The 15,574-nt window shown below is 67.6% G+C and carries 17 protein-coding genes; 12 read left to right on the top strand and 5 right to left on the bottom strand.

The window, feature by feature from the left end:
- The first annotated feature begins 7 nt into the window (after positions 1 to 7).
- Positions 8 to 1,186, top strand: coding sequence for an MFS transporter (locus LRA89_RS09885; RefSeq protein ID WP_230770029.1), 1,179 nt, complete (start codon positions 8 to 10; stop codon positions 1,184 to 1,186).
- Positions 1,187 to 1,449: 263 nt separating this feature from the next.
- On the opposite strand, the gene LRA89_RS09880 is transcribed toward LRA89_RS09885, so the two are convergent.
- A complete protein-coding gene (locus tag LRA89_RS09880) occupies positions 1,450 to 4,335 on the bottom strand; it encodes a M16 family metallopeptidase (RefSeq protein ID WP_230770028.1) in 2,886 nt (961 codons plus the stop codon).
- Positions 4,336 to 4,458: 123 nt separating this feature from the next.
- Positions 4,459 to 5,178, bottom strand: a complete 720-nt coding sequence (locus LRA89_RS09875) for a Crp/Fnr family transcriptional regulator (protein WP_055759650.1) — start codon at positions 5,176 to 5,178, stop codon at positions 4,459 to 4,461.
- Positions 5,179 to 5,319: 141 nt separating this feature from the next.
- On the opposite strand from LRA89_RS09875, the gene LRA89_RS09870 reads away from it, so the two are divergent.
- The 7 genes from LRA89_RS09870 (at position 5,320) to LRA89_RS09840 (ending at position 9,399) form a co-directional block, all read left to right on the top strand.
- Complete coding sequence (locus tag LRA89_RS09870; protein ID WP_230770247.1) at positions 5,320 to 5,895, top strand: NifU family protein; 576 nt, start codon at positions 5,320 to 5,322, stop codon at positions 5,893 to 5,895.
- Positions 5,895 to 6,485 (top strand): malonic semialdehyde reductase, encoded by a 591-nt coding sequence (locus LRA89_RS09865; protein ID WP_443024957.1) that lies wholly within the window; start codon positions 5,895 to 5,897, stop codon positions 6,483 to 6,485. Before LRA89_RS09870 ends, LRA89_RS09865 begins: the two co-directional genes overlap by 1 nt.
- A gap of 10 nt (positions 6,486 to 6,495) precedes the next feature.
- A complete protein-coding gene (tsaB, locus tag LRA89_RS09860) occupies positions 6,496 to 7,113 on the top strand; it encodes a tRNA (adenosine(37)-N6)-threonylcarbamoyltransferase complex dimerization subunit type 1 TsaB (RefSeq protein ID WP_230770027.1) in 618 nt (205 codons plus the stop codon).
- A complete protein-coding gene (locus LRA89_RS09855) occupies positions 7,110 to 7,589 on the top strand; it encodes a GNAT family N-acetyltransferase (protein WP_230770026.1) in 480 nt (159 codons plus the stop codon). The genes tsaB and LRA89_RS09855 overlap by 4 nt, the downstream gene beginning before the upstream one ends.
- Positions 7,590 to 7,690: 101 nt before the next feature.
- Positions 7,691 to 8,104, top strand: a complete 414-nt coding sequence (locus LRA89_RS09850; protein WP_055759639.1) for a MucR family transcriptional regulator — start codon at positions 7,691 to 7,693, stop codon at positions 8,102 to 8,104.
- A gap of 69 nt (positions 8,105 to 8,173) precedes the next feature.
- Complete coding sequence (locus LRA89_RS09845) at positions 8,174 to 8,596, top strand: Fur family transcriptional regulator (RefSeq protein ID WP_055759636.1); 423 nt, start codon at positions 8,174 to 8,176, stop codon at positions 8,594 to 8,596.
- A 5-nt stretch (positions 8,597 to 8,601) separates the two neighbouring features.
- Positions 8,602 to 9,399, top strand: a complete 798-nt coding sequence (locus tag LRA89_RS09840) for a lysophospholipid acyltransferase family protein (protein WP_230770025.1) — start codon at positions 8,602 to 8,604, stop codon at positions 9,397 to 9,399.
- On the opposite strand, the gene LRA89_RS09835 is transcribed toward LRA89_RS09840, so the two are convergent.
- The 3 genes from LRA89_RS09835 to LRA89_RS09825 form a co-directional block, all read right to left on the bottom strand.
- Complete coding sequence (locus LRA89_RS09835) at positions 9,389 to 10,318, bottom strand: Gfo/Idh/MocA family protein (protein WP_230770024.1); 930 nt, start codon at positions 10,316 to 10,318, stop codon at positions 9,389 to 9,391. The two genes, LRA89_RS09840 and LRA89_RS09835, sit on opposite strands and share 11 nt — an antisense overlap.
- Positions 10,319 to 10,381: 63 nt before the next feature.
- Positions 10,382 to 11,101, bottom strand: coding sequence for a FadR/GntR family transcriptional regulator (locus LRA89_RS09830; protein WP_055759630.1), 720 nt, complete (start codon positions 11,099 to 11,101; stop codon positions 10,382 to 10,384).
- Positions 11,098 to 11,853 carry a competence/damage-inducible protein A gene (locus LRA89_RS09825; RefSeq protein WP_230770023.1) on the bottom strand — a complete coding sequence of 252 codons (756 nt, stop codon included), beginning with the start codon at positions 11,851 to 11,853 and terminating at the stop codon, positions 11,098 to 11,100. The genes LRA89_RS09830 and LRA89_RS09825 overlap by 4 nt, the downstream gene beginning before the upstream one ends.
- A gap of 63 nt (positions 11,854 to 11,916) precedes the next feature.
- Between LRA89_RS09825 and map the strand changes: the two genes are divergently transcribed.
- The 4 genes from map to LRA89_RS09805 all read left to right on the top strand — a co-directional run bounded on the left by map (position 11,917) and on the right by LRA89_RS09805 (position 15,483).
- Entirely contained in the window at positions 11,917 to 12,744 is an 828-nt protein-coding gene (map, locus tag LRA89_RS09820) for a type I methionyl aminopeptidase (RefSeq protein WP_056497863.1), read from the top strand.
- Positions 12,745 to 12,914: 170 nt separating this feature from the next.
- Positions 12,915 to 13,253 (top strand): P-II family nitrogen regulator, encoded by a 339-nt coding sequence (locus tag LRA89_RS09815; protein ID WP_055759592.1) that lies wholly within the window; start codon positions 12,915 to 12,917, stop codon positions 13,251 to 13,253.
- Positions 13,254 to 13,341: 88 nt separating this feature from the next.
- Positions 13,342 to 14,754 carry a type I glutamate--ammonia ligase gene (gene glnA, locus LRA89_RS09810; protein WP_055759622.1) on the top strand — a complete coding sequence of 471 codons (1,413 nt, stop codon included), beginning with the start codon at positions 13,342 to 13,344 and terminating at the stop codon, positions 14,752 to 14,754.
- A 267-nt stretch (positions 14,755 to 15,021) separates the two neighbouring features.
- Positions 15,022 to 15,483 carry a metallophosphoesterase gene (locus LRA89_RS09805; protein ID WP_230770022.1) on the top strand — a complete coding sequence of 154 codons (462 nt, stop codon included), beginning with the start codon at positions 15,022 to 15,024 and terminating at the stop codon, positions 15,481 to 15,483.
- Positions 15,484 to 15,574: the final 91 nt, after the last annotated feature.

Here is a 15,574-nt window from a genome sequence, read left to right as displayed (position 1 = left end):
CTGTCGCATGTCCGCCCAACGATCCCCCGCCCTCGTCCACCTCGCGCTCGCGCTCGGCGGGTTCGCGATCGGGACGACCGAATTCGCGACGATGAGCCTCGTGCCCTTCTTCGCGCCCGGTCTCGGCATCGACGAGCCCACCGCCGGCCATGTCATCAGCGCCTATGCGCTGGGTGTCGTCGTCGGTGCGCCGCTGCTCGCGGTGCTGGGTGCGCGCATGGCGCGGCGGACGCTGCTGATCGCGCTGATGGCCTGCTTCGGCATCGCCAATGCGGCCAGCGCGCTGGCCCCCACCTATGACGCGATGCTGGTGGCGCGGTTCTTCAGCGGGCTGCCGCACGGTGCCTATTTCGGGATCGCCGCGCTAGTCGCGGCGTCGCTGGTGCCGCCCGAAAAGCGGACGCAGGCGATCGGGCGGGTGATGCTCGGCCTGACGACCGCGACGATCGTCGGCGTGCCGTTCGCCAATGCGCTGGGGCAATGGCTCGGCTGGCGTTGGGGGTTCGGCGTGGTGGCGGTGCTCGCCGCCGCGACGATGGCGATGATCGCATGGGCCGCCCCGCGCGACGCGGGCGATCCGACCGCCAGCCCGCTTGGCCAGTTGCGCGTGCTGCGCTCGTCGCAACTGTGGCTCACGCTCGGCATCGGCGCGATCGGCTTTGGCGGCATGTTCGCGGTCTATACCTATCTCGCCTCGACGCTGATCGAGGTGACGGGCAGCGGACCGGCGATGGTCCCGGCCGTGCTGGCGGTGTTCGGCATCGGCATGACGATCGGCAACATCGTCGTGCCCCGCTTCGCCGATCGCGCGCTGATGCCGACCGCCGGCGGCCTGTTGCTGTGGAGCGCGGCAACGCTCGCACTCTATCCGCTGGCGGCAGGACAGCTCTGGTCGATGCTGGCGATCGTGTTCCTGATCGGCATCGGCGGCGCGCTCGGCACCGTGCTCCAGACGCGGCTGATGGACATCGCCCACGACGGGCAGAGCCTTGCCGCCTCGCTCAACCACTCAGCGTTCAACACCGCCAACGCCATCGGCCCGTGGGCCGGCGGTCTGGCAATCGCCGCCGGCTATGGCTGGACCTCGACCGGTCTGGTCGGGGCCGGACTGGCCTTGGGCGGCTTCGCGGTATGGGCCGTAGCCGTCGCCACCGCCACGCCGAAGCGGGTGGCGGCGACCGCCTGAACCGCTGTTCGCAGCGCCGGCGTTCGATCATCTGCACGGAAACGTCGCCCCGGCGAAGGCCGTGGCCTCAAGCGGTGCCAGAGCGGATCGACATTCAGGCGCGCATCGTCACCCCGGACTTGTTCCGGGGTCCACCTGGCCGCCAACGCGGTCAATCGAGATTGAGGGCATACCGATCGCCGAGCCGTGGACCCCGGAACAAGTCCGGGGTAACGTTCCCTTCAGGATAGCGTGCGTCTCCGGGTGCTTTCGAACGGATCCCCTCACTTCTTCTCCGGCACGACGACCATCGACCAGTCCTTGCCGGGCACCAGATATTTCGCGGCCAGCGCCTGCAACTCCGCCGGGGTCGTCCCCCGTATATCGCCCGCCAGACCGGGGATCGCCGTCAGCCGCACCGGGTCGCGCGTGCCGCCCGCCGTCTGGTTCATCCAGAACATGTTGCCGCTCGACATCCGCGCGATCAACTGCACGACCGGCAGCTTGGCCCGGTCCAGTTCGTCGGCCGGCACCGGGGTCTTGACCAGATCGGCCGCGATCTCGTGCACCAGTGTGAAGAAATAGTCGGTGCGGTCGGGCGGGACCATGCCGATCGCCATGATCCGTCCGCCGCCGGCCAAGCCGACCGGCCAGCCATTGTCGACGTTCGGCGAATAGCTGACCCCGGCCTGGCTGCGCAGCCGGTCGAGCAGCCGGTCGCGGAACACCGCCGCCAGCACCTCTAGCTTGCGGCTTTCGGTCAGGCCGGCACTGCCGCCGCCGGTCGGCCACGCGATCGCTGCCGCCGCCTGATTGGGCTGGCCGCTGTGCGTGCGCGTCACCGGCTGCGCAACGTGCGCCGGGAAACGGACCGGCGGCGGTGGGGTGGCGGCGGCGCTGCGCGGGGCCATCGCCCCAATCGTCGCCGCGACCGCATCGACGGCGGCGGCCTGCGTCACGTCGCCGAACACCTGCACCTCGATCGGGCCGGAGGCGAGCAGCGGCGCCCACAGCGCCTTGAACGACGCGGCATTCAGCGCCTCGATCGCCTTGCGGTCGGGCGAGCCCCAGCGCGGATCGCCGGCGTGGAGCAACCCGTCGAGGTCGCGCGCCATCACCCCGTCGGGCGACGAACCCAGCCCGTCATAGCCCGCCAGCATCACCGCCCGCGCGCGCGCGACCGGCTTGGGGTCCCATGCCGGCGATTGCAGCTTGGCCGCGATCAGCCGGAGCTGGTCGGTCAGGTCGGCGGCGGTGGTGACGCCCGACAGGGTAAAGGCGTCCTCGTCGATCCCGAACGACAGCCCGATCTGCCGCCCACCGGTCATCCGGTCGAGCTCCTCCTGCCCGAGCACGCCCTTGGGCGTCTGGATGCCCGAACTCACCAGCGCCAGATCGGCGGCGAAGGCGGGCGTCGTGCGATCGGCGGGCAGCGCGTTCAGCCCCCGGCCGAAGCGGACCCGGACATAGACCTTGCCTGTCTCCGATTCGTTGGGAAACAGCAGCAGCGACGATCCGTTGGCGAAGTCGACCCGTTCGACCGGCGGATCGGCCAGCGCCATGCTGCGCTGGGTGATCGTGCCGGGCTTGCCAAGTGCGGGCAGCCGGTCGAAGCCGATCGCCGCCTGTCGCGTGCGGCTGGCGGCGCTGGCGGTCAGCTTCGCCGACAGCGCGGTCGTCAGCTTTGCCTGCGCGGTCGGGTCCGGGGTGCGGGTGTTGACCAGCGCGCGGGTGGCGGTGCCGGCGAACACCTTCTTCGTCGCTGCCAGCACGCGCGCGGGCGTGAAGAACCGCTTGGTCACTGCGCCTTCGAAGATGCGCAGCGAGGTTTCCGGGCCGGCCACCGTCTCGCGGATGTCGGTCGCTGCGATCAGATTGTCGGCGAGCAGCGCGCCCGCCGTCACCGGTGCGGTGCGGACCTCGTTTTCCATGCCGGCGCGGATTTCGCCCACTTCGCGGTCGATCTCCGCTTGGGTCGGCGCGGTGCGCATCGCGTCGGCAATCGTCTGGCGCACGTCGCGCAGCGCCGCCGCCCAGTCGTCGCCGACCGGCAGGATCGACACCTGCGTGATATTCGCCGACCGCGACACATCGTCGAGGTTCGCGCCGGCCGAGATATAACTCGCCCCCGCCCGCGCCCGGCTCTCCAGCCGGCGGTTCAGGATGCGCAGGCCGATCTGGTCGATCATCCGATCCTGATTGAACACGATGGTATCGTCGCCCACGGTCCACGGCCGCAGCACCGCCATCTGGACGAGCGGCGGCACCGCCGGCTCGGCGGTGACGGCGGCGACCGGTTTGCCGGCGACCGGTGCGCCGAACTTCGGGTCGGCCGGGGCCGGGCTGGTGCCGGTCCAGCCGGCGAAATGCTTCTTCACCGCCGCTTCGAGGATCGCCGGATCGGCATCGCCCGCGATCACGATGATCGCCCGGTCGGGACGATACCAGCGGTCGTGGAACGCCTTCACGCTGGCGGCGGTCGCGGCCTGCAACGTCTCGACGTTGCCGATCGGCGATCGGTCGGCGAGCGGCTGCCCGGCGAAGAACAGCGCGCGGGTAGCATCGCCCATCCGCACCTGGGGTCCTGGCTGCTCGCGCTGTTCGGACAGCACCACCGGCCGTTCGGCGTCGAGCGCCGCCTGGCTCAGCGTCGGCTCGGTCATCATGCCCGACAGGATCTTCATGCTCTCGTCGAGCCCGGCGGGCGTCGCGGCGGGCAGGTCGAGCTTGTAGACCGTCTGGGTAAAGCTGGTCGACGCATTGCTGTCCGACCCGAAGGTGACGCCGAGGCGCTGCCACACCCGCTTCGATTCGCCGTCGGGAACATGCACCGATCCCCGGAACGAGAGATGCTCGATCAGATGAGCGAAGCCGCGCTCATTGTCGGTTTCCATCAGCGATCCGGTGCCGATCGCGACGCGGATCGCGATCTGCCCCGGCGGCACGCCATTCTTGCGCACGGCATATTTCAGGCCGTTGGACAGCACGCCATAGGTCCACGACCGGTCGGGCGGAATGTCGCTGCCCTTGAACAGCCAGGGCGTGTCCGGCCCCTGCGCCACCGGTTCGAGCGGCGGAAGCTGCCGGGCAGGAACGGGCGACGATGCCGGGGGAGCGGTCTGCGCGACAAGCGGCGCGGCGATCAGGGCCAGGGCGGAACACGCGCCCATGGCCAAACGAACGATGGATGCCATGGACCGGGGTGTAGCGCCGATGCAACGCCGCCACCAGTATCGACGAACACCCTGAAAGATAAAGCCGGATCGCCGCTCCGGTTCAGCCCCCGCTAAGCTTTATCGCGCCTCGCGGCGGAGATAGAGGTAATTGTCGTCGAACTCGGCCAGCGCGATCAGCCCGGCCATGTCGTGGATCGTCACCCGCTTGCTACGGAACTCCATCAATCCCCGTTCGCGCAGGTCGCGCAGCGTCCGGTTGACATGGACCGGCGTCAGCCCGGTGCAGTCCGACAAGTCGGTCTGCGTGAGCGGCAGGTCGAACCCGCTGTCGTCGGCCTGATCGACCAGCCCCAGCCGCACGCGCAGTTCGCACACCAGATGCGCGATCCGCTCGATCGCGGTGCGCCGCCCGAGCGACAACACCCATTCGCGGTGGATCGCGGCGTCCAGCGCGGTCAGGAACCAGTAGACCCGCGCCAGATGCGGGTGATGTTCGGTGATCGCCGTCAATGCGGTGTGCGGCATCAGCACCACGCGGCTGGCGGTCAGCGCCATGATATTATGGTCGAGCTGCTTGAGCGAAAAACTGTGCAGGTCGAGGAAATCGCCCGCGGTATGCACTTCGGTGATCTGCCGTTCGCCTCCCGGCAAGTCCTTGTAACGGCACATGAAGCCGTCGAGCAGCAGCGTGCTGAACGTCAACCGTTCGCCCGCGCGGATACAGGTGGTGCCCGCCGGAACGACCCGCACCTCACCGAACGACTGGCGGATCACCGCCTCTTCCTCCGCCGAGATCGTGTCGCGGGCGCGCAATTTTGCCAGGTGCCTGTCGATCATCGCGCGTTCGTTCCTTACAAGCATCGCCACCGGGCCTAGACAGTCCGTTACGCCGTTGCAACGGCTTGGCCGCTTTCGCGAACGTTGCGTTTCCGGCGGGCGGCCCTTGATCCGGTCGGACGCGCGCGCCAAATGGCGGCCATGTTGATCGAAACCGAACCGACGCCCAACCCTGCCACCCTGAAGTTCCTGCCGGGACAGGCGGTGATGGACAGCGGCACCCGCGACTTCGCCTCGCCCGAGGAGGCCGAGGCGTCGCCGCTCGCGACGCAGCTATTTTCGCTCGGCGATGTGGTGGGCGTGTTCTTCGGGCGCGATTTCGTGTCGGTGACGAAGGCGCCGGGCAGCGAATGGGCCGATCTCAAGCCCGATGTGCTGGCGTTGATGCTCGACCATTTCGGCGGTCGGATGCCGTTGTTCCATGCCGCCCCGGCGGCGGGCTTTTCCGTACCGGCCGACGACGCGACCTTCGGTGACGATCCGGCCGATGCCGACATCGTCGAACAGATCAAGGAACTGATCGAGACGCGGGTCCGCCCCGCCGTTGCCAACGACGGCGGCGACATCGTCTATCGCGGGTTCGATCAGGGCAAGGTGTATCTGCAATTGCAGGGTGCCTGTGCCGGCTGCCCCTCGTCCAGCGCGACGCTGAAGAACGGGATCGAGCAGTTGCTCAAATATTATGTTCCCGAAGTAACGGAGGTTCGTGCAGTCTGATGGCCAAGCTCGACGATCAGGCGCTCGATACGCTGTTCCGCGGTGCCCGCACCTTCAACCACTATACCGACCGGCCGGTCGACGAAACCGTGCTCCACGACATCTGGGATCTGATGAAATGGGGCCCGACCAGCGCCAACCAGTTGCCGGCGCGGATCGTCTGGTGCGTGTCGCAGGAATCGAGGGACCGGCTGGCGGCATGCTGCACCGGCGCCAACCCGGACAAGGTGCGCGCCGCGCCGGTCACGGCGATCATCGGCATGGACCGTGAGTTCCATCAATATCTGCCCGAACTGTTCCCGCATACCGATGCGAAGTCGTGGTTCGACGGCAACGCCGAACTGCGCGCCGCCTCCGCCTTTCGCAATTCGTCGCTGCAGGGGGCCTATCTGATCCTCGCCGCGCGGGCGCTCGGGCTGGATACCGGGCCGATGTCGGGGTTCGATGCCGGCGCGGTCGACAAGGCGTTCTTCGCCGAGACGCCGTCGGTGACGGCCAACTTCATCGCCACGCTGGGCTATGGCGATACGGACACGCTGCATCCGCGCTCGCCACGGCCGGACTTCGCCAAGTTCAACCGGATCGCCTGACGCTTCGCCGGTGCGCACCCTGGTGATCGAAACCGCGACCGCCGCCTGCTCGGTCGCCCTGCTGGAAGGCGACCGGGTGATCGCGTGCGACCATGCGGTGGTCGGGCGCGGTCATGCCGAACGGCTGGTGCCGATGATCGGCGCGCTGCCCGGTGGCGGCCGTGCCGACCGCATCCTCGTCGATTGCGGGCCGGGCAGCTTTACCGGGGTCCGCGTCGGCCTCGCGGCGGCGCGCGGACTGGGCATCGGCTGGGGCGTGCCGGTACAGGGCTATTCGTCGCTCGCGATCGTGGCTGCCGCCGCGCTGGCCGGGCGACCGGGCGACGCGATCGTGGCGGTGCTCGACGGCGGGCATGGCGAGGTGTTTCAGCAAGCGTTCGACGCCGACCTGACACCGCTGGGGCCGATCGCCTCGCGCAAGCCCGCCGACGCGGTCGCATGGCTCGCCGGACGGCGGGTGGTCGGGCAAGGCGTCGCCCGGCTGCGGCTGGCGGATCCGACGCTTGGCCATGACGATCGCCTGCCCGATGCCGGCGACGTCGGCCTGTTGCCCGACGCGCTGCGCACCCTGCCCCCCGCCCCGCTCTATGGTCGCGCGCCCGACGCGGTGCCGAGCGTGGCCGCGTGAGCGACACGCGCGACCCGGTCACGCTGATCGTGGGCACGCCGGCGATGATCGGAGCGGTCGACCGGGTCATGCGCAGCGCCTTCGACCCGCGCTATGGCGAGGCATGGACCCCGGCCCAGTGCCTTGGCATGATGTCGCTGCCCGGTGTCTGGCTGACGCTCGCCTGTCTCGACGACGACGTCGTCGGCTTCGCGCTCAGCCGGGCGATCGCGGGCGATGCCGAATTGCTGCTGATCGCCGTGCTGCCGGAGCAGCGCGGTCACGGAATCGGCGCGACGCTGCTGGGCGAAGCGGTCGCCGGCGCGGCGCGCCGTGGCGCGGTGCAGATCTGCCTCGAAATGCGCGCGAACAATCCCGCCACCCGCCTGTATCTGCGGGCCGGTTTCGTGAAACGGGGCGAGCGGCGCGGCTATTATGCCGGGACGCAAGGCGAGCGGTTCGACGCGCATACCTATGTCTGCCCGATTGCGTCGTGAAACTTCCAAAAAAGTAGCGAATATTATTGCGCGGCCCGGCATCCGCGTCGATAGCGTGCGCACGGCGCCAGTTTTGCCGCAGCGTAACGGTAAGGAAGACCATGGAACTCCAAGCGGAGCGGGACGACACGCTCATCGCCCTCACCGCCGACATCGTCGCGGCCCATGTCAGCAACAACAATGTCGAGGTCGCGGACATCCCGCAATTGATCCGCAGCGTCCATCACGCGCTGCACGGCCTTGGCACCACGCCTGAGGAAACGCCGGTCCGTGCCGATCCGGCGGTGCCGGTGCGCAACTCGATCAGGCCCGATTATATCGTCTGTCTGGAGGATGGGCGGAAGCTCAAGATGCTCAAGCGGCATCTGATGACGCATTACGACCTGACCCCCGACCAGTATCGCGCAAAGTGGAACCTGCCCGCCGATTATCCGATGGTCGCGCCCAACTATGCCGAGCAGCGCCGCGACCTCGCCAAGAAGATCGGCTTGGGAACGCAGCGCCGCACGCGCTGATGCGGGGCTTCCGCTGACGCGACCGGCGCGTTAGAAGGGGGCCATTCGTCAGGGAAGTCACAGGAACGCATGGCCCGCAAGATCGATCTCGAAGCGCTTTGTCATCAAAAGGGGCTGCGCATCACCGAACAGCGTCGGGTGATCGCTCGCGTCCTGTCCGAAGCCGAAGACCATCCCGACGTCGAAAAAGTCTATGAACGCTCGTCGGCGATCGATCCGGGCATCTCGATCGCCACGGTGTATCGCACCGTGCGGCTGTTCGAAGAGGCCGGCATCCTCGACCGCCACGACTTCGGCGATGGCCGCGCGCGCTACGAACCCGCGCCCGAGGCGCATCACGATCACCTGATCGATGTCGAAAGCGGGCGGGTGATCGAATTCGTCGACCCCGAACTGGAATTGCTGCAAAAGCAGATCGCCGAACGGCTGGGCTTCCGGCTGGTCGATCACCGCATGGAACTCTACGGCGTCAGCCTCGACCGCAAGGGTTGAGGCGCTTGCTTCTCTCCGCGCGCCTTCGATTGCTGCGGCGCGCGGGCGGGATGCTCGCGGCGCTGCTCGGCTATCTGGTACTGCACGGCGGCTGGCGGCTGGTCCGGCGCCGGTCGCCATGGCCGCCGCGCTTTCTCGGGCGGATCGCCCGGATCGTCGGCGCGCGCGTGCGGGTGGTCGGCACGCCGGTGCCGCGCGACGTGCTGTACCTCGCCAATCACCAGAGCTGGCTCGACATCCTCGCCATTGCCGGGGCGAGCGGCAGCGCCTTCGTCGCCAAGGGGGAGTTGCGCGACGCGCCGCTGGTCGGCTGGCTCTGCACGCTCAACCACACGCTGTTCGTCGATCGTGGCGACCGGCTGGGCGTCGCGCGGCAGATCGATACGCTGCGCCAGGCATTGGCGGCGGACCATCCGGTCACGGTGTTTCCCGAAGGAACGACCGGCGACGGCACGACGCTGCTGCCGTTCAAGGCGGCGCTGCTCGGCGCGATCGATCCGCCCCCGCCGGGCCTGCGGGTACAGCCGGTCTATCTCGATTATGGTGCCGGCCGCGACATCGCATGGGTCGGTGACGAACCGGGCACGGCGAACGCGGCGCGGGTACTGGCACGGCCGGGTCACGTACCGCTGACGATCCATTTCCTCGAACCGTTCGATCCGGCGGGCATGGGGCGCAAGGCGGTAGCGGCGCGGGCACGGGATGCGATCGTCGTGGCGATGGCGTCGCAGGCATCTGCGCACGACGCAGAGAAGCCGCAGCCCCTCCACGCCGCCTCCGCGCGAACCCACCCTATTCGCTGAACTCGCCCACCGTCACCCGCCGCCCGAGCAGGAAGGCATCGTTGACATGGACGAACGGCGACAGATCGACGTCACTTTCGCGCGCGGCCAGACATTGCGCGAAGCGGCGATACAGCCGGGCATATTCCGGTTCGTCACCGACATCGACCCCTACGCCATCGACCGCCATTTTCGACGCACCCATCGACAGTTTTAGCGACCCGTTATCGGTTTCGACGTCGATGTCCCATGTCTGCGGCCCGGTCTGGTCGAAGTCGAATTCCACCCGCACCGGCACGCCTGCCGTATCGGTGAAATCGAGATCGGCGGCGATCGGCGCATCGCGGTTCGACGGGAAGCGCAGTTCGGCGGTGTCGAGCAGCAGAGGGCGCGGCAGGATGCGGGTGATGACCGACAGCGCGTTGATTCCCGGATCGAACACGCCGATCCCCGGTTCCCAGATCCATGCCTGTCCCGGATGCCATACCCGGACATCCTCCTTCCAGTTGACCGCGACCCGCGTGATCTTGCGTTGGTCCAGCCATTGCCGGGCGGGTTCGACTGCCGCCGCCTCGCGCGAATGCCATGTCGCGAACAATACCTTGCCCGCCGCGTCGGCCGCGCGGGCGAACGCCTGCGCCTCGCTCAGCGTCGCCGCCGGCGGCTTCTCGACCATCACGTCGAGGCCGTGGGCCAGCGCTTCCTCGATCAGCGTCAGCCGGCCGCGCGGCGGGGTGCAGATCGAGATCGCCTGAACGCCCGGCACCGCCGCCATCATCTCGGCGATGGTGGTAAATCCCGGTACGCCCTCGGGCGGATCATGCCGGGTGACGGCGGCGACCAGCTCGAAATCGGGGCTGGCCGCGATGTGCGGGATATGCTGGTCGCGCGCGATCTTGCCGATGCCGGCCAACGCGATGCGGGTCGGGGCGTTTGCCAACGTCTCTCTCCTGAAGGTTTATTAATCAGACTTATCGGCGGCCGGGCGTTCCGGCAAGCGCCGTCATGCCGGCAGGGTGACGCGCGTGTCCTGAAACGCCATGTCGACCAGATCGGTCATCGCGGCATGGGCAGCGGCGCCGTCGCCCGCCTCGACCGCCTCGAACACGCGGATGTGATCGGGCAGCGGATCGCGGCGCAGCGGGCTGTTGCGTTGCTTGAACACCGTGGTCCACGCCACCGCCGCACCGACTCCGCTGGTCAGCGTGACGAGGAACGGATTGGCCGAGGCATCGAGCATCGCCGCATGGAAGCGCTGATCGGCGTCGCGCCCGGCATCGGTCGCCAGCGTATGGTCGGCCATGTCGGCCAGCGCCTGCCGCATGACCGACAGGTGATTCTTGTCACGGCGAAGCGCCGCGAACTGCGCGGCGGCAGGCTCGACGATCTTGCGCAACTCGAACAAGCTCCCGATCAGCCGCGCGTCGGGTTCGGTATCGAACACCCACGACAGCACATCGGGGTCGAGCAATTGCCACTGGTCGCGCGGCGACACGCGCGTTCCGGTCTTGGGGCGCGATTCGACCAGCCCCTTGGCGGCGAGCATCCGCAGCGCCTCGCGATAGGCGGTGCGCGAAACGTTGAGGCTGCCGCTGGCCGCGACCTCGCCGTCGAGCAACTCGCCCGGGGCCACCGCGCCCGAGACGATGCGGATACCCAGATCGCGCGCGATCGTGCCGTGGATACGCAGCGGCCGCGCTCGCACAGGCGTTGGTGCGATCATATCCCCCCCTCGACCGGGTCCCGCCCCGTGGCGCGCAGCCGTTCGGCCAGATCGGCGAGGCACTGGTCGACCACCGCCCGATCGGTCGCCCGCACCACAAAATTCGCGCCGGTCCGGCCTTCGCGAAAGAACGGATAGCTGCCGATCGCCACGCCCTCATGCGCCTTTTCGACGTCGCGCAGCGTGTCGGCCACCTCGCTCTCCCCCACCCAGCAGCCGATCGTGCCGGAGACGACGGGCAGCCCGCCCTCCAGCGTGCCGGTGAGGCTGTCGAGCATCGCCGCCGCGATATGCGGCACCCCGGCCATGATGAAGATATTCTCGACATGGATGCCGGGCGCGCCCGACATGCGGTTCTCGATCAGGTCGGCACCCTCCGGCACCCGCGCCATGCGCAGCCGCGCGTCGGTCAGGCCGCCGCGCGTCTCGTAATACGCTTCGAGGATCGCGCGGGCCTGGGGATGCACCACGACCGACCGGCCGAGCGCCGCCGCGATCGAATCGACGGTGATGTCGTCGTGCGTCGGGCCGATGCCGCCGGTGGTGAACAGATAGTCGTTGCGCGCGCGCAGGATGTTGACCGCCTCGACGATCGCTTCCTCGCGGTCGGCGACGACGCGCACTTCGGCGAGGCGGATGCCTTGCACGTTCAGCCAGCTCGCCAGTTGCGCGATATTCTTGTCCTGCGTCCGGCCCGACAGGATTTCGTCACCGATCACGAGCAGGGCGGCGGTCCAGATACGGTGCGTCATATCGGCTGGATAGCGCGTGGTCGCGCCCTCGCATAGCGCGTCGTGTCGCACTATAGGTTGGACATGAACGATTATCAGACCGTCACTGCCGACACGCCGCTGGCGCGGACCGGCGCGATCAAGCTGCACGATGCCGCCGGGTTCGAAGGGATGCGCCGCGCCGGACGCCTCGCCGCGCATATCCTCGACGCGATCACGCCGCATGTCGTGCCCGGCGTCACCACCGCCGAGCTGGACGCGATCATCTTTCGCCTGATGCGCGAGGGCGGCGCGGTGCCCGCCACGCTCGGCTATCGCGGCTATGCCCATTCGACCTGCATCTCGATCAACCACGTCGTGTGTCACGGCATCCCGTCCGACCGGACGCTGAAGGACGGCGACATCGCCAATATCGACGTCACGCCGCTGCTCGACGGATGGCATGGCGACAGCAGCCGGACCTATCTGGTCGGCAATGTGCCGATCAAGGCGCGCAAGCTGGTCGACGTGACCTATGAATGCCTGATGATCGGCATCGAGCAGGCCAAGCCCGGCAACCGCATGGGTGACGTGGCGCACGCGATCCAGCGCCATGCCGAATCGCACCGCTATGGCGTGGTGCGCGACTTTTGCGGCCATGGCCTCGGCCGGCTGTTCCACGATGCACCCGAAGTGATCCACGCCGGGCGGCCGGGGACGGGTCCCGAACTGAAGCCCGGCATGTTCTTCACCATCGAACCGATGATCAACATCGGCCGGCCGGACGTGAAGCTGCTCGACGACGGGTGGACGGCGGTGACGCGCGACCGGTCGCTGTCGGCGCAGTTCGAACATTCGATCGGCATCACCGACGACGGCTGCGAGATCTTCACGCTCAGCCCGATGGGGTTCACCAAGCCGCCGTATCTGTAACAGCAGATTGCCCGAAAACCGGGCACGCTGCCCCTTCGGCGGGCAATATCGACAGCGACACGCGGATGCCCGATGGTCGTCCACAGGGCGAATCGCCTGTTGGCACGGTATTTGATTAACAGGATGCAAACGGCCCCTGCGGGCCGACGTCCGGGGGATCGGCAAAGCGCATGAAAAAGATCGAAGCCATCATCAAGCCGTTCAAGCTGGATGAGGTGAAGGAGGCGCTGCACGAAGTCGGCGTGAGCGGCATCACCGTGACCGAGGCCAAGGGTTTCGGCCGGCAGAAGGGCCATACCGAATTGTATCGCGGCGCCGAATATGTCGTCGACTTTCTGCCCAAGGTGAAGCTGGAAGTCGTGGTCGAGGACGGTCTGGCCGAGCGCGTGGTCGAGGCGATCGCCGCCGCCGCGCAGACCGGCCGGATCGGCGACGGCAAGATTTTCGTCATTCCGGTCGAGACGGCCTTGCGTATCCGCACCGGCGAGCGCAACGACGACGCGATCTGACGCAGCGCAGCATTATTTCGATTAACGGGGCGTTCCGGAGCGATTGATTGCGCCGGAACGGGGGTTTCATTCAGAAAGGGCAGTTTTCATGGCTACTACCGCCAGCGACATCCTGAAGCGCATCCAGCAGGAGGAGATCGAGTGGGTCGACCTTCGCTTCACCGATCCCAAGGGCAAGTGGCAGCACCTGACCATGGTCGCCTCGCTGCTGGGCGAGGACGAGTTCACCGACGGCCTGATGTTCGACGGCAGCTCGATCGAGGGCTGGAAGGCGATCAACGAGTCGGACATGACGCTCATGCCCGATCTGGAAGCAGTGTATACCGACCCCTTCTCGGCAACGCCGATGCTGGTCGTGTTCTGCGACATCGTCGATCCGGTGACGGGTGAGCTGTACGCTCGCGATCCGCGCTCGACCGCCAAGCGCGCCGAGGCGTATCTCAAGACCACCGGCATCGGCGACACCGTCTATGTCGGGCCGGAAGCCGAATTCTTCATGTTCGACGACGTGCGGTTCGAGAACACCTATTCGTCGAGCTATTACAAGATCGACGACATCGAACTGCCGGGCAATTCGGGCCGCGAGTATGAGAGCGGCAACATGGGCCACCGCCCGCGCGCCAAGGGCGGCTATTTCCCGGTCGCCCCGGTCGACAGCGCCGTCGACATCCGTGGCGAGATGGTGTCGACCATGATCGAAATGGGCCTGCCGTGCGACAAGCACCACCATGAGGTGGCCGCCGCGCAGCACGAGCTGGGCCTGACCTTCGGCACGCTGACCACGACTGCCGATCGCATGCAGATCTACAAGTATGTCGTGCATCAGGTCGCGCATGCCTATGGCAAGACCGCGACGTTCATGCCCAAGCCGATCAAGGAAGATAACGGCTCGGGGATGCACACCCACTTCTCGATCTGGAACGGCAAGACCCCGCTGTTCGCCGGCGACGGCTATGCCGGCCTGTCGGACATGTGCCTGTATTTCATCGGCGGTGTCATCAAGCATGCCAAGGCGCTGAACGCCTTCACCAACCCGTCGACCAACAGCTACAAGCGGCTGGTCCCGGGCTATGAAGCGCCGGTGCTGCTCGCCTATTCGGCGCGCAACCGTTCGGCGTCGTGCCGCATCCCGTACGGCACCGGTCCGAAGGCGAAGCGCGTGGAAATCCGCTTCCCCGACGCGATGGCCAACCCCTATCTCGCCTATGCGGCGCTGATGATGGCAGGTCTGGACGGCATCCAGAACAAGATCCATCCGGGTGAGGCGATGGACAAGAACCTGTACGACCTGCCGCCGGCCGAACTCGCCGCCGTGCCGACCGTCTGCGCGTCGCTGCGCGAGGCGCTGGAAGCACTGACCGCCGACCACGACTTCCTGCTGAAGGGCGACGTGTTCTCGAAGGATCAGATCGAGGCCTATGTCGAGATCAAGTACGGTGAAGTGGCGCGGTGGGAAATGACGCCGAGCCCGGTGGAATACGACATGTACTACAGCGCGTAAGGCGGTCGTGCCGACCGCCGGTGGCGCAAAGCGCCATACGCGCTGTCGGCCGGCCTCGCGCACGCGAGGACCGACGACGTGGCTTCGCCACGTCGTGTGAGACAGGAGGCGTCGGGGGTTGGCTCCCGGCGCCTCTTTTCTTTGGGGTTGTGCTTGGGACTGCCCCTCCCCCGGCCCCTCCCCTGAAGGGGAGGGGGGATCGTAATCGTCCCGTCATATTGGCGTGGCTTTGGGGCTGGTCCCCTTCCCTGCAAAGGACCCTCCCCCATGACCATCCGTATCGACCGCCGTACCCTGCTCGGCGGGTTCGCTGTCGGGGCTGCCGGGCTGGCCGTGACTCCGGCGGCGGCGGCACCCAAGGGGTGCAGCTTCGCGGTATTGGGCGACTGGGGGCGCGATACGCCGGAGCAGCATCATGTCGCGGCGGCGATGGGGCGGGCGGCGGCGGCGGCGCGGAGCGATTTCGTGCTGGCGATCGGCGACAATTTCTACAGCGACGGGGTAGAATCGGTCGACGACCCGCTGTGGCAGTCGGTGTTCGAGGGGGTCTATACCCATCCGGCGTTGCAGGTGCCGTGGTATGCGCTGCTCGGCAACCACGACTATCGCGGCAATCCGCAGGCGCAGATCGACTATGCCGCGACCAGCAAGCGGTGGCGGATGCCGGCGCGCTATTACCGGGTGGCCGATCCGGCGCTAGAGCATAATCCGAACGGCGTGAATCGTTGAGGGATTCCCAAGGGGACTGAAGTCTGATTCAAGCCTGTCACCGGCGACAGGAGGCCGGTCAGATGGGCAAGCCGTTATCGATGGACCTGCG

The organism is Sphingomonas sp. Leaf4, from assembly GCF_920939515.1.
GTDB lineage: Bacteria > Pseudomonadota > Alphaproteobacteria > Sphingomonadales > Sphingomonadaceae > Sphingomonas.
The sequence above is the reverse complement of the archived record's forward strand: the minus strand, read 5'-3'. Positions and strand labels throughout refer to the sequence as shown.

Excerpts from the sequence above, each read along its gene's own strand:
- LRA89_RS09885 (WP_230770029.1), top strand. The coding sequence starts at position 8 with ATGTCCGCCCAACGATCCCCCGCCCTCGTCCACCTCGCGCTCGCGCTC.
- LRA89_RS09880 (WP_230770028.1), bottom strand. The coding sequence starts at position 4,335 with ATGGGCGCGTGTTCCGCCCTGGCCCTGATCGCCGCGCCGCTTGTCGCG.
- LRA89_RS09875 (WP_055759650.1), bottom strand. The coding sequence starts at position 5,178 with ATGATCGACAGGCACCTGGCAAAATTGCGCGCCCGCGACACGATCTCG.
- LRA89_RS09870 (WP_230770247.1), top strand. The coding sequence starts at position 5,320 with ATGTTGATCGAAACCGAACCGACGCCCAACCCTGCCACCCTGAAGTTC.
- LRA89_RS09865 (WP_443024957.1), top strand. The coding sequence starts at position 5,895 with ATGGCCAAGCTCGACGATCAGGCGCTCGATACGCTGTTCCGCGGTGCC.
- LRA89_RS09850 (WP_055759639.1), top strand. The coding sequence starts at position 7,691 with ATGGAACTCCAAGCGGAGCGGGACGACACGCTCATCGCCCTCACCGCC.
- LRA89_RS09845 (WP_055759636.1), top strand. The coding sequence starts at position 8,174 with ATGGCCCGCAAGATCGATCTCGAAGCGCTTTGTCATCAAAAGGGGCTG.
- LRA89_RS09830 (WP_055759630.1), bottom strand. The coding sequence starts at position 11,101 with ATGATCGCACCAACGCCTGTGCGAGCGCGGCCGCTGCGTATCCACGGC.
- LRA89_RS09825 (WP_230770023.1), bottom strand. The coding sequence starts at position 11,853 with ATGACGCACCGTATCTGGACCGCCGCCCTGCTCGTGATCGGTGACGAA.
- map (WP_056497863.1), top strand. The coding sequence starts at position 11,917 with ATGAACGATTATCAGACCGTCACTGCCGACACGCCGCTGGCGCGGACC.
- LRA89_RS09815 (WP_055759592.1), top strand. The coding sequence starts at position 12,915 with ATGAAAAAGATCGAAGCCATCATCAAGCCGTTCAAGCTGGATGAGGTG.
- glnA (WP_055759622.1), top strand. The coding sequence starts at position 13,342 with ATGGCTACTACCGCCAGCGACATCCTGAAGCGCATCCAGCAGGAGGAG.
- LRA89_RS09805 (WP_230770022.1), top strand. The coding sequence starts at position 15,022 with ATGACCATCCGTATCGACCGCCGTACCCTGCTCGGCGGGTTCGCTGTC.